Annotated in this window: 3 protein-coding genes; all 3 read right to left on the reverse strand. The window is 65.5% G+C overall.

Translation table 11 applies throughout. The features are described from left to right. Nucleotides 1-10,890, reverse strand: a 10,890-nt coding sequence (locus PO883_RS29375) for a filamentous hemagglutinin N-terminal domain-containing protein (protein WP_289312919.1), incomplete at its 3' end; no start/stop codon positions are given. A gap of 73 nt (nucleotides 10,891-10,963) precedes the next feature. Continuing rightward, nucleotides 10,964-12,778, reverse strand: a complete 1,815-nt coding sequence (locus PO883_RS29380; protein ID WP_289312920.1) for a ShlB/FhaC/HecB family hemolysin secretion/activation protein — start codon at nucleotides 12,776-12,778, stop codon at nucleotides 10,964-10,966. 284 nt (nucleotides 12,779-13,062) lie between these two features. After that, on the reverse strand, nucleotides 13,063-14,463 hold the full coding sequence (locus PO883_RS29385; RefSeq protein ID WP_289312921.1) for a GH1 family beta-glucosidase: 1,401 nt from the start codon (nucleotides 14,461-14,463) through the stop codon (nucleotides 13,063-13,065). Nucleotides 14,464-14,495 lie beyond the last annotated feature (32 nt).

Here is a 14,495-nt window from a genome sequence, read left to right on the forward strand (position 1 = left end):
TTGCTGGGCTGCGCGGGCATTGCCCGCGATGACGCTGCCAGGCAGGGCATTGCCTGCCACCTGGCCCTTGACGATAGGCTGGGCGCTCGTGCCGACCGTAACGTCCGTTGCGCCGCCGCTGCCTTGTTGCTGGGCGTCGGTCGAGACCGGGCCCGCTCCGCTGGCAGTACCGGCTGCCTGCGCACCGATCTTGGTGCCGCCAGCGGCGACGGAGGTGTCAACCGATGGCGTGCCGCCGGCGCTAACGCCCTGAGCTGCCACGCCCTGCACCGCGGTATCGGCATTGATCGCGCCGACGTTGATGCCGACGGTCGTGCTGCCGGTCGTGTAGGTGGCGACGTTACCCGTCTTCGTAGTCGTCACGTCGCCCGCCGCAGTGTTGCCACTGCTGGCGGTGAGATTGCCGGCTACGCCGGTGCCAAGGGTACCGACGACTTTCGCCGGATCGGCAGGGGCAATCGTTGCGTCATCAGGAGCGGCCGGCGCGGGCGCCATGCCGCCACTGTCGTACAAAACGGCGGCAACATCGATCGATGTTGTAGGGCCGACGTCCTGAATGGCCGTGAATTTGCTATCTACTCGATAGTGTTTGCATTTCCCCTTCCAGTCGCAATCATTCTTGACTTCGGTAAAATAGCTACTTCCATTTTCCGTGATGGCCTGGGTTCCCTGGGTAGAGATGTTGACCGTATCGCCTGGCGTTTTCTCAACGCCATTCCCAACTTCAGCGGCGCCGGTGATGGAGACGTTACCGCCGGCGACAATCTGGCTGTCGACGTTCATCGCCGCTTTCGCCGTGATATTACCCGCCGCCGTTACCAATCCGGCGTTTGAGCTGTCGACAACCGATTTCACAATGGTGCGAGTGTCGATCGTGGTCTTGGTGTAATCCTCGATCTTGTTGTGCAAATCGCTAGGATGAATATAGTAGTGCTGGTCGTCCGTGTAGTACGACAACTGGTCCAGCGTATAGGCAGTATTCGAGCCTCTGGGCGTAATAGTGATGAAATTGACTGGCACAACCGTGGTCTGGTCGGAATAAGCAATTCCGCCCTTTAATCCATACGCGCTGCAATTGGATGCGCCCTGGCCGTTATCGACGCCACCGTTCACGCAATTCAGGTTGGTCAGGCTGCCGATGTCCAGGTTTGCACCTGATTCGATTCGCGCGCCCGCATTGACCACGCTACCCAGCGTCATATTGCCAAGGCTGAGCACATTAGCGCCCGGCTTATTGATCAACAAGCCGCTCATGGTCAAGGTATCGCGCGCGCCGATGGTGGCATCCTTCTCATTCGTCACCGCGCCGCCCATCACCACGTTGCCGCCGTAAATCCGCCCGCTATTGAAGGTGCTGCCACCCGTGACCGTCGTGGTGCCGATCGAATTGACTACGCCGGTGCCGGCATTGGTAAACGTGCCGACATCGAGCGTCGTATTGGTCGCGCTGATCGAGCCGTAGTTATTCAACTCCGTGGCCGACAGGCTCAGGTCCTTGGCCGCGCTGATCGTACCGTTATTGGTGTACTTGCCGTTATTGAGAACAATCTCCAGATTGTTCTCGGCCGCCACGATACCGCCGTTGGTGTAATCGCCATCCATGGCCAGGCGCAGGGTGCCGCTGGATGCCATCACGCCGTCGGCGCTGAATTTCTTCATGGTCGCCGTCAGCATGGTGGTGGCATCGGTGCGCCCGCTGGTATTGACGAAGTCCGCCGTGTCAATCGTGACTGCTTCGCCGCTCAGCTGCCCGCCCGTATTATTGATACTGGCCGAACCAGCCACCTTGAGGTTCTTCAGCGCCACGATCGCGCCATTCACATTGCCCACCGTGGCCGCATTCACGGTCACCGTGTTCGATGCCAGCAAGCCCTTGTCGAACGCGCCGTTGCTGGTATTGCTGTTATCGATCGCCGCCGCGTCCACCAGGAGGTTATTGTTCGCAAACACCGTGCCGCCGACGTTATTCAGCACCGGCGCCTTGAGCGTGGTATCGAGCGCGGACTTGATATTGCCGTCCTGGTTATTGATGCCCGTGGTTGCGGTCAGGCTCAATTCCTTCAAGGCCAGCATGGTCGAGCCGCCGGTATTGTCGATGCTGCTGCCGTCGATGGTCAGCTTGCCGTCGGCGCCGATATAGCCGCCGTTCTGCTTGACCGTGCCGCCGCTGATGGTGATGTCGCCTTTGCTGACAATCCCGCGCTGGGTGCCGCTGTTATCGTTGGTCAGCGTTTTGGCCGTGATCGCGATGCCGCCCGTGCCCGCTTCGATCACGCCGGCAGTGTTGTCGACGCTCTCGGCATCGACCTTGGCCGACGTCAAGCCCGACAGCACGCCACCCGCATTGTGCACGTCCTTGGCCGCCACGATCAGGGCGCTGCCCGAACTGACGATGCCGTCCGTGTTGTCCAGCTTGCCCTTGAGGCTGCTGAGCTTGACGTCACCCTGGCTGGCGATCCGGCCGCCCTGCATATTGAGCAGGTTGGCGTCGGTCCTGGCCTGCACGCCGGTCAGCCCGTAGATATCGCCGTTCTGGTTCCAGATGCCGTTGCCGGCATCGATGGCGACCGTCGAGGTATCGCTCTGGATCGAGCCGCCCTGGTTGATCACAACGCCAGTGCTGCTGGTCAGCGCCACTTTCCCCGCGGCGCCAATGACGCCGCCGGTATTGTCCACGCCATTGTTGGCGACGATGCTTGCGTCAAGGCCGGCGACCAGGCTGCCGCCCTTATTGCCGACACCCAGCTTGGTTGTGATATCCAGCGCCGTCTTGGCGCTGACCAGGCCGCCGTTATTGTCGAAAGTGCCGACCTTGATGGCGACCTTGTCCTTGTTGCTGACCACCTGGCCCTTGGCGTTGCCCAGGGTACCGCTCTCCACGCTCACCACGCCATCGGCGACGATATTGCCGCCCGCATTGTCGGCCAGGCCCGTGGTCGTCACGGTCACCGTGTCGGCGGCGGTGATATTGCCGCCATTGGTATTGAGCAGGTCGCTGCCCGTGATGCCGATCTTGCCGGCAGCGCTGGCGATGGTGCCGCCGCTGTTGATCAGCGCGCCGTTGCCGGAGTCGAGCGACACCAGATGGTCCGCCGCGATCAGGCCGCCGCTGTTGACCATGCCGCGCGCCTTGAATTCGATCACGCCGGTGGCGGACAAAGTGCCGCCAGTGTTGTCGAGCACGCCGGTGCCGGCGTCGAAGAACAGGTTGTCGGCGCTGATCGCCACGCCGCCGGTACGAATGCCCATGGCTTGCACCAGCAGGTCGGTGCCGAACTGATAGGTAAAGTCGAGCGCGCTGAAATCGACAGACTGCTGCCCCATGCCGAACGACAAGCGTTTGCCGGCCGCCAGCTTGGCGCCGGACGTGGCCACCAGGCCGCCACCATAGATGGCGGCATTATTGCCGGCAGCGAACTGCCCGTTGCGGTAGTCCAGGGTATTGCTCGCCTGTAGGGAAATATCGCCCTGGGTGCTGATGTTGATGGCGGCGGCCTGCACATCGGTGCCGTTGATATTGACGGCGCTGTTCGCGGCCAGAGCCGCATTGTTCAAGCCAACCGTGCTGCCTGCCACGGTAATCGTATTGCCGGCTTGCAGGCTGCTGCCATTCAGGGCCACGTCCGCGCCCGTCATGGTGATGTTCTTGGTGACGGCGATCTGGATGCCGTTGGCGTCCAGGCGCGTGTTCGCGCCCAGCGACTGGATGGCGAAGCTGTCGCCGGCGGCGATGGTGCTGCCGGTCAGCACGGCGTCGCCGGTGGCCAGGGTCACACCGCCATTGCTGGCAAAGCGTCCGCCCGAACCATCGAAACGCGCACCCTGGGTATTGATCGTCAGCGCTTGCTGGCCGATGACCTCGCCCTTACGGCCATCGAAGGCCGCAGTGCTCAGGTTGGCGCCACCCTGGGCGCTGACCAGGCCGCGTACATTGTCGAACGCGCCGGTCGTGGCCACCAGATTGGCGCCCGTGGTGATTTTGCCGTCGGTATTGTCGAATCGGCCGGCCGCGTTCAAGGTGGTGTTGCCGCCGCCGGAAATGATGCCCTTGCTGTTGTCGAACGCGCCCGTACCCGCGTTGGCGCTCAGTGCGCCATTGCTGAGCATGGAACCGTTGACCGAGGTGATGCCATTGGCGCTGACGGCCAGCGCCTTGGCGCCGGTCAGCTTGCCGTTGGTATTATCGAGCGCAGCGCCGGCCTGGATGGTCAGCTTGTTGGCCGCTTCGATGGCGCCGTCGCGGTTGAGCAGCGCGCCATTGGCGCTGATCGTCACGTCTTTCCCGGCCGCGATCACTCCGCCGGCGCCGATGGCACCATTGCGCAGCTGCCCGCCCGTCAGGCTGACGCTGCCCTGCGCGCTGCGGATGGTGCCGGCGCTGTTGTCGACCGTGCCGCCGCTGTCGGCCAGCAAGGTCAGGTCGCCGTTCGATGCCAGGGTCCCGCCCAGGTTGTGTACACTGCGCGCGTCCAGCTTGAGCGTTTCGCCCGCCAGGACGCTGCCGCCGCTGTTGAGCAAGGTGCCGCTGCCGGCCTGCACGCTCATGGTTTTTCCGGCACTGAGCAGCGCGCCACTGTTGTCGATGCCCTTGCCCTGCACGGTGGCGTGCGCGCCGGCCGTGATGCGGCCCTGCGCGTTGCCGAGCGCGCCCTGCGCGATCAGCGACAGGTCCTTGCCCGCGCTGATCAAGCCTTTGCCGCTGTCGATGTTATTGCCAGCAACCGTCAGCTTGCCCGCCGCCACGATGGCGCTGCCCGTGCCCTGGCTGGCGATGTCGCCGGCGTCGATCGCGACCGATGCCTTGGCGCTTTGCACGATGCCGCCACGGTTGTCGAGCAACGCCTTGCCTGCGTCGAGCATCAGGTCGTCGCTGGCGATGATCACGCCGTCGACGTTGCCCACGCCCTTGGCCGCAATGCTGGCCTTGCCGCTGGCCTGGATCTGGCCGCCCTGGTTGTCGAGCGCGCCGCCGAGGGTCTTGACGTCGAGCGTCAAGTCCTTGCCCGCGCTGATCAAGCCTTTCTTGCTGGTGAGCGAGGCGCCGTCGATGTCGAGCGCTCCGTTGGCGATCAGCTTGCCGGCATCGTTGGCTATGCCCTTGTTTGCGGCAACCAGCATGTCGCCGCCGGCCTGGATGGCGCCGCCCCGATTGGCGAGCCCGTCCGTGACGCTCAGTCCGAGGTTCTTGCCGGCCACGATATTGCCATCCTTGTTGACCAGCGCGCCCTGGATCTGCGCGTCCAGGCCCGCGCCGGCCGCAATGGCGCCGCCGCTGTTGTCCAGCGCGCCGGCGCTGGCCAGGGTCATGCCGCCATCGCTGGCCAGGCTGCCCTTGACGTTCGTGATGGCGCCCGCCGTGCCGGTATCGATGGCCAGCTTGCCGCCGGCCTTGACCTGGCTGCCGCTGTTGTCCAAGCCCTTGGTATGCAAGGTAACGTTGCCATTACTGCCGATCAGCGCCTTGTCGCTGCTGTCGACCTTGCCGGCCGTCAGGTCGATGCCGGTGCTGCCGGCCAGGGTGCCGGCGCGGTTGTCGATATCGCCTGCCTTGACGTTCAGGCTGGTGCCGGCCTGGATCTTGCCGCCATGGTTGTCAACGGCCTGCACCTGCATCGTGAGCGCCGTGTTGGCCACCACCTTGCCGCCCGCGTTGCCGAGCTTGCCGGCCACGATGTCGAGTTTTCCCAGGGCGCCAAGCGTGCCCTTGCTGTTGTCCACGGCACCGCTGCCGCTGTTGATGATCAGGTCGCCGTTGCTGACGATGCTGCCGCCCGTGCTGTCGATGCCATTGCTGGTGAGCTTGAGGGCCGGCGCGTTGGCGGCGGCATCGGTGGCGAGGATGGTGCCGCCGCGATTGCTCAGCACGCCGTTGCCGACGTCGAGCGTGATGTTCTTGCCGATCGCGCGGCCGTCATCGAGGATGACGCCCTGCGCCTTGACATGGAGCGCCTTATCCGTGAGGAAGGCGCCGCCCTGCGCGCCCGGCAGGGCACTCTTGCCCAGGTCGATGGCGCCCGTGGTCACCACCGTCAAGTCCTTGAATGCCGAATACTGGCCACCCTTGAGCGAACTGGCGGTCACGTCCAGCTTGCCGCCGGCGCCGATGGCCGCGTCCTGGGCGTTGATTGCCGCGCCGCTGGCGATGGCGATATCGCCGCCGGCCTGGATGATGGCCTGGCGCGCATCGAGCGCTGCGCTGGCAATACTGGTGCCGGCGCCGCTGGAGAGCTTGGCGTGCGCCAGGTCGGCCGTGCCCGATTTCAGGCTCAGCAGGCCCGAGGCCAGCATGTCCGCGTGGCTGGCGTCGATCGAACCGCCCTTGCTGTCGATCAGCAGGTCGCCGGCGGCGGCGCTGATGGCCGCGCCTTGCGCCACGATCTGCTCGGCGGACAGGCTCACGCCCTTGCCCGCGCGCAGCTGGCCGGCGCTCAGGTCGATCTGGCGCGCGGTCAGGGTCAGCGCCTTTTCGCTGAGCACGCTGCCTTTGGCGCCCTTGAAGTCGCTGTTGCCGAGGTCGAGCACCAGGGTGTCGCCGCTGGCGATCTTGCCGCCGCTATTGTCGATGGTGCCGCTATTGATGACGGCCCCGGCCACGCCCACGATGGAGCCGCCCTTGTTGTTCAGGTCTGTCGCGCCGCCGGCCGCAACCGGCTTGCCGGCGATGCGGTCGAGGCCGGTGTGCGTGTGCAATGTCAGTTGGTCGCGCGACAAGATGCTGCCGCCGCCATTGTCGATGCCGCCGTCGCGGGCAAGCAGCTTGAGCGCGCCGTTGGCGGCAATCGCGCCGCCGGCATTGTTGATGGTGGCGCCCGACAAGGCCGCGCTGCCGATGGCCGATACCGCGCCGCCAGCCGTGCTGATGCCCTGACCGGCATTGAGCGCCACATTGCCGCCGGAAGAAATGGTGCTGTTGGCGGCGTTAATCTGCCCGCTTGCTTCGAGCGCAATGCTGCCCTTGGCGATGAAGCCGCTGTCGGCAATCTGGCCGGCGCTGCCGCCAGTGTCGATATTGTTGGCCTTGAGCGTGATGCCGCCGCTCTCGCTGCGATGCCGGCCGCCGTCAGCCTTGTAGTCCGCGCCGCGCGTATCGAGCGCGATATCGCTCTTTGCCGCCAGGGTTGCGTTGGCGGCATCGATGCCTTTGCCGTCGATGCGCAGGCCGGCGCCGCTGGCCACATGCGCGCCAGCAAGGACGATGCCGCCCGTGCCCGCATGCAAGTCCAGGTCGCCCGCGCTCGACAGGCGGCTGGCGCCGCCGTCGATGTTGGCGGCGTCGATGCGCAGTTCGGCATTGCTCGCAATCTGCGTGCCTTGCAGGCTGGCGCCGTTGGCGGCCTTGACGCTCACCGCGCCGTTGGCGTTGATGTCGCTGCCGGCAAGATTGACGCTGTCGCGTCCGCTAACGGCGATGGCGCCGTTGCTGAGAATAGTCGCGCCCTTCGCTTGCATGTTGTTGGCGGACAGATCGACCGAGCCGCCGGCATGGATAGTGCTCTGGTCCAGGTACATGCCCTGGCCGGCTGCAATGACGATCTGCTCGTGCGACGAGATCTGTGCGCCGTCCGCGTCGAAACGCCCGGCACTGATGCTGACCGGCCCGCCCGCGTTCAAGCTGCCGTTGCCGCTGTTGGCCACGCCGCTCACGCTCAGGGTCAGGTCCTTGCCGGCCGCCAGCGTGCCGCCGCTGTTATTCAGTGCACCGGCAGTCAGGTTAAGGGTCTGGTTGGCGGCGAATCGGCCGCCGATGTTGCTCAAGTCGGCTGCCAGCAGGGTCATCGTGCCCTGCGCCTCGATCACGCCGCGGTCGTTGCCGAGGCGCTGGCCGTTCGCTTCGATGATGACATCCTTGCCGGAACGCAGCTGGCCGTCGGTATTGTCGACGTCGTTGCCGCGCATGACGATGCTGCTGCCCGTGGCGATGCTGCCGGAGCGATTTTTCAGCGCGCCTGCCGACAAATCCATGTCGCCGCTCACGACGACCTTGCCGCCGTTGTTGTCGAACGCCTGGGTTTTTGCGTCGAACACGGCATTCGCGTCGGACGACAGGACGCCACGGTTGTTGTCGATGCCATTGCCGCGCACCACCAGCGCCGGAGCGCGCGTGCCGCCGCCGGACTCGGCCACGATCGTGCCCTGCACGTTGCTCACGCTTCCAAGGCCGGCATCGAGCACGATGTGCTTGCCGCCAAGCAGCGCCTGGTCGGTGACGATGCCTTCGGCACGCACCGCGATATCGCCGCCGGCGCGGATGGCGCCGCCAGTCAGGTCGAGCTGCTTGTCCATGCGGACCTCGACGTCACCCGCGGCCGACAGTTTGCCGCCCTGCTGGCTCTGGCCGGTCACGGTCAGCTTGCCGCCGGAAACGGCGCTGCCGCCCTTCATCAGCAAGGTGCCGGCCGCCAGGCCGAGGCCGCGCGCGCCGGACAGGCTGGCGTCCTGCAGGTCGACACTGTCGGCCTTGAGCGCGACGGTGCCGCTACTTTCCACGCGCAGTTGCTGGGCATGCAGCTTGCGGCCATTGATGTCCACGTTGCCGTTGGCGCCAATCGCGGCCTTGTCCAGCCGGGCGTCGCCGGTGGCGGCAACGTTCACGCTGCCGACCGAGGCGATCGTGGCGCCGGCGGCCGACAGATTGCCTGCCTTGACGGTCAACGCCTGCCCGGCTTGCAGCTTGGCAGCGCCGGCCAGGATGTCGCTGGCGGCAAGGTCGAGCGTGCCGTTGCTGGCGAGGCTGGCGCCGCCCAGGTCGAGTGCCGCGCCGCTGACGGCCAGCTTGCCGCCGGCACTGATGTCGCCATCGCGCCCGAGCACGCGGCCGGCATCGATGGCAATGTCCTTGGCCGCCGCAATCGCGCCCTTGGTATTGTCGAGGCGCCCAGCCTTGATGGCGACGCCGGCCGAGGTACTCTGGATGATACCGTCGGCACTGTCGATCAGGCCGCTGGCGGTGAGGCTGACGGCATTGCCGGCCTGGATGGCGCCGCCGGCATTGTCCAGCGACGTACCGGAGAACGTGAGCGCCCCGGCGGTGATGAGCTTGCCTTTATTGTTGTCGAGGGCGCCGTCCAGCACCAGGTCGCTGGTGGTGGACAGGGTGCCTTCGCGGTTACGGATGCTGCCGACGTTGCCGAACACGGCATCCTTCGATGCCAGCGTGCCGCCCGTGTTGTCGAGCGTGCCACCACCGGCATCGAGCGCCAGCTTGTCGGTCGCGACGATCTTGCCGCGCGTATTGTCGATGCCGGCGGCGCGCAGGTCGATGTTGCCGGCCGCGTAGATCACGCCGCCGGTGTTGTCCAGCTTGCCCTTGCCAGCATCGATGGCCAGCGCGGCCGCCGAGACGGTCGCGGCGGCGGTGTTTACGCCCTGGCCGCGCAGGTCGATGGCCTTTTTGGCCGTCAAGCTACTGCCCTGGATGTTCAGGGCGCCGCTGGCATTGAGGGACAGATCCGTTCCGGCCGCCAGCACGCTGTTGGCAGCGCGCAGTTGGCCGGCCTTGACCGTGACCGCCTCGTTGGCGGCCCACTGCTGCTGGTCCACCATGATGCTGTCGGCGGACACCTTCAGGGCGCGCTCTGCCTGCAAGACGCCGCCCTTGCCGTCGATAGTCCGGGCCTGCAAACTGAGGTCGGTGGCCGAATACATGCTGCCGCTGCTGTTGATGCGCTCGGCGGCCAGCACCAGGGTCGCGCTGGCGGACTTCTGGATCACGCTGCCGCTGTTGTCGATCTGGCCGGTGGTGAGCAGCACGCTTTGCTCCGCGCGCAGCACGGCGCCGTTGTTGACGGCAATGCGCTCGGCCGCAGCGATGCGCACGTTGCGCTCGGCGTTGGTCTGTCCCGCCAACGTCACCTTGCCGCTGCTGGACAGGTCGACGTCTTTCTTGCTGTAATTGTCCTTCAGGGTCAGGTCGCCCTGCGCGCTCAGGGTCAGGTTTTCCGACAGGGAAGCGATGCGGCCGGCGCTGTTTACGCCCAGGCCCTTTTCGGTGGCGACCAGATAGATCTGGTTGGCGTACATGCCGCCCAGGTCGGCGATATCGATGGCGAACTTGGGCGCATTGCCGCTGCCATCCTGCTGGGTGGCCTTGAGCGTGCCGTACAAGACCTTGTTGGCGCCCAGGACGGCCTGCAAGTTCTTGGTGGAGATCTCGCCTTCGATCACGATGCCGCGCGCCAGCAGGTCGAGCTGCTCGACATTGCTGGCATTTAAGCCACGGGCGCCGATGCTAATCACGCCGCGCTGCACGTTCAGGCTGTCGAGCTGGCCGGCGCTATTGTATTGCGGCGTGCCGGTGGTCAAGGTGGCGCGGCCGGCGGTATTGAGAAAGCCGCAGCCGTCGCAGCTGATGCCGTTGGGGTTGGCGATGACCAGGTCGGCGCGCTGCCCTGCCACTTCGATATAGCCGTTCAGGCGCGACGGATTGCCGGACGTGACTTCGTTCAGGATGATGCGGGCGCTGGTGGTGCCCAACTGCATATTACCGTTGACGATACCGCCCAGCTGGGTGCCGACACTCTCCCGGCTGTTATTCAGGATCAAGCCCCTGCTATCCACGTTGAACTGGTCGTAGCGGTTGTGCGACACGCCGGCCGCGCTTGGCGGCGCGATCAGCACGATCGGCACGCCGTTGGCGGCGGCATCGACCAGCGGCTTTTGCCCGGCCGGCGCGTTGCCGGCGGCCACAACCTGCGCGTAAGCCGGTCCCGCGATCAGCGCCGTCTGCAAGATCTGCAGCACGATCATCATCCTCGCCACCACCCGCGCCCACGGACGGCCGCCACGGCCCACCGCCTCCATCGGCTGCTCCAGCTGCGCCAGGACCTGCCGGTCGGCCGCGGTCAAGGTCGATTGTTTGCTCTTTAACAGATGGCGGATAGGTGATTTCATGATGGGTCCTTGGGGTGCCTGAACGGCGTCAAACGGGTACTGCGGGGGGACTGAACTGTCTGCGCTGCGCCAATCAGCGCGAATACGTGACCGAAACATACGGCGTGAGCGCGCGCGTCTTGAAGCGCTCCGGCTTGCTGACCGGGGTGGCCAGGCTGATATCGAATACCAGCGACTTCCACCTGCCGCGCAGGCCGGCGGCGAAACCGGCCAGGGTGTCGCCCACCAGGCCGGCGGCGCTCGGCCCCCAGACCTTGCCGGCGTCGAGCGCGATGAATACACTGCTGTCGATACCGGCGAACGAGGGCAGGCCGGTCGAGACGTCCTGGCGCAGGATCGCGCCGCTTTCGGCCATCAGCACGCTGTCGCCGTCGAAGCCGCGCACGCTGTAGCGCCCGCCGATGCTGATCTGGTCGGCCGACAAGCTCATGTCGCCGGTCTGTTGCAGGCGCAGGCTGGCGCTGTACTGCAGTGCGCGTTCGGCCAGCTTGAACGGCTGGCTGTACGAGGCGTTGACGCTATAGATGCGCGGACGCAGGGTCAGGCCGCCGTCGGCCGCGCTCGGATAGTCGGCCTCGGCGCTGCCCAGGCCGATGCCCTGGCGGTAGCCGAGGTCGAGATCGAGCAGGCCCTGGCCGAGGTAGTGCTTCAGGGTCAGGCCGGCCTGGGCGCCGGTGGTGCGGCGGCGCTGCACGACCAGTTCCACGTCGTCGAGAAAACTCTGCGCGCGGCGGGTCGAGATGGCCGCATACACGCCGGCCTTGGCCGACGCGCTGCGCCACGCCAGGTAATTCCATTTGGCCTCGGCCGTGCTGCTGCTGCCGCTGGACAGGAAACGCGCTGTCGTACCTTGCACGAACTGGGCGAAGCGGCTGCTGCTGTGCGACACGCTGAAGCTGTGATAGTCCCAGGGAATGCTGTAGTTGGCCGACAGGCTGGTGCTGCGATGGTCGCGCTTGGGCTGCTGGGCATTGATATTGCTGCTCAGGCTGAAAATATCGTTCAGGCCGGCGGCGTTGTCGAGCGACAGGGAACCGGACAACTGCGCCCGGCCCAAAGCCACCGAACCGGAATTGTCCAGGCTGACGGAAGCGTGCGTGCGCTCCAGCAGGCTGCCGGTCTGGCGTTCGAGCAGCACGATGCTGGTGTCCGCATCCATGCCCGGCTCGATGCGGGTGGTGACCGCCTGGCTCGGCAAGCGCTTCATCTGCTCGACGCCCTGCTCCAGGTCGCGGATATTGAGTACGTCGCCGGCGGAGAGCGGAAAGGCGTTCTTCCAGGTTCCCCAGGCATCGTCCGCCACGTCGCCCGGCACGCCGGCCTTGACCATCTTCACGCCGCCAACGCGGCCGATGTGCAGGGCGAACACCAGCTTGCCCTCGCTCAGGTTTTGCTGCGGCAGGCTGACCCGGCTGGTGACGTAACCCTGCGCGATCAGCCTGGCGTCAAGCACGGCGGCGATCTGGCGCACCCCTTGCACCCCGACGCACTGGCCGATAAAGGGCGCCACGGCCGATGCCATCGAGCCGAGCTCCTGCTTGCTACCAACAGTCATGCTCTTGATCAGGAAGCAAGGCGTCTCGACGGGCAGCTTGCTCATGTCGGCGGCCGCCTGCGCCGGTTGCAGCAGGTCGGCCTTGGCCTGCAATTGCTGCTGCTGTTCGCGCAGGCGTTCCTCTTGGCGCCGGATGCCTTCCTGCGCGACGTCGAGCGGATTGGGCGCGCTTGCTGCCGGCACCGGAAGCTGCTGCGCCGACACTGTGGACGCCGGCATGAGCAGCAGCGCGGCGCGCACGAGGGAAGCCAGGGCGAGGCGGCGCGGCGGGAAACGAAGCGATTTTTGAGGTTGAGCAGGCAGCATGGCGGGCAGGCGACAGCCCACATACATGGCCTGATCTATTGCACAAATTCTAACGAGTCGAGCAGTTTAGCAGATGTAAGTGTATTTGAGAAATTGTTTATTAACAATATTCTGCTGTTTTCGACATTCAGCCCGTCTGTGCCCTGCATTCCGCACGCCTGCGCGCCTTATAAAAATCACGCTGTCATAGGTAAACTATGATTCCACCTGCGCATTATTTTTTTGACTTCTTACTTTCCATTTTTGCAGCATGAATACAACACCATTTTGTAACCGCCGGTGGCTTTCCCCCTATTTGCCGCCCCGCTTGCCTACTCGGTCCACATGGCCGCGCCGCTCCACGGGGACGGCCGCGCCGGCACGCCATCGAGCACGGCGCCGTTGGTGGCGATAACCTCACGGTAAAAATACGCGCTGTCCTTGAGCGTGCGCTCCTGGGTCGCGAAGTTCACGTGCACGATGCCGAAGCGTTTGGAAAAGCCGTGTGCCCATTCCAGGTTGTCGAGCAGCGACCAGGCGCAGTAACCGCGCACGTCCACGCCCTTTTGCATCACCTCGTGAATCGCGCGCAGATGCTTCTGGTAGTAATCGACGCGCAGCGGATCGTGCACCCGCCCTCCTTCGGCCACCGGCGGATCGAAAAACGCGGCGCCATTTTCGGTGATGTACAGCGGCGGATTGCCGTAGCGCGCCGCCACCCATTCAAGCGTGTCGCTCAAGCCCCTGGCGTACACCTCCCAACCGGTCTCGGTGTAGGTGGCCAGCGGCTGGCGCACCGCCACCGCACGCAGCGGACAGGCACTCGCCTCGTCGCGCGTGACGCTGCGCGTGTAGTAATTGACACCGATGAAGTCGAGCGGCTGGCGAATCACGTCGAAATCCCCGGCCGGCCACTCGGGCCAGGCGTCGCCGTACACGTCCTTCATCTTGTCGGGATAGCGCCCGAAAAACACCGGATCGAGGAATTGCCCGTTCATGTAAGCGTGGCCGCGCGCGGCCGCGTCCTGGTCGGCCGCACTGTCGCTGGCCGGGTACTTGGGTTCCAGGTTGACCACCAGCCCGATCTGGTGCTTGCCCACCTCGCGGTACACCTTCACCGCCGCACCGTGCGCGCGCATCAGGTTATGCGCGGCGATGGGGGCTTCGAAGCGGTTGCGGTGCCCGGGCGCCAGGGTACCATTCAGGTAGCCGCCGTCGGACACCACCCATGGCTCGTTGAGCGTGGCCCACGAGGTGACCCGGTCGTCGAGGCGGTCGAACATCACGCGCGCATAGTCGGCGAACCAGCCGGCGATGTCGCGATTGAGCCAGCCGCCCTGGTTGTCCAGCGCCTCCGGCAGGTCCCAGTGGAACAGGGTGACCATCGGCTTGATGCCGTGTGCCAGCAAGCGGTCCACCAGCTCGTCGTAGAACCCGATCCCGACGGGATTGACCGCGCCGCGGCCGGCCGGCATGATCCGGCTCCACGAAATGCTGAAGCGGTAAGCCTGCAAGCCGATCTCGCGCATCAGCGCCACATCCTGCGCCGAGCGGCGGTAATGGTCGCAGGCGACATCGCCCGTGTCGCCATCGCGAATATTGCCGGGCGAGTGAGCGAAGCGCTGCCAGATGCTCGGCCCCGCGCCGTCGGCCAGCGGCGAGCCTTCGATCTGGTAGGCCGACGTCGATGCGCCCCACAGGAAGTGCTTGGGAAATACGATTGCGTTCGTCATGTTTTGCCCTGGTGATGTTCACTGCGATGACA

This window comes from Massilia sp. DJPM01 (assembly GCF_030348125.1).
GTDB classification, from domain to species: Bacteria; Pseudomonadota; Gammaproteobacteria; order Burkholderiales; family Burkholderiaceae_D; genus Telluria_A; species Telluria_A frigida.

Bases quoted from the DNA above. Each gene is read 5' to 3' on its own strand.
- PO883_RS29385 (WP_289312921.1), bottom strand. From the start codon at position 14,463: ATGACGAACGCAATCGTATTTCCCAAGCACTTCCTGTGGGGCGCATCG.
- PO883_RS29380 (WP_289312920.1), bottom strand. From the start codon at position 12,778: ATGTATGTGGGCTGTCGCCTGCCCGCCATGCTGCCTGCTCAACCTCAA.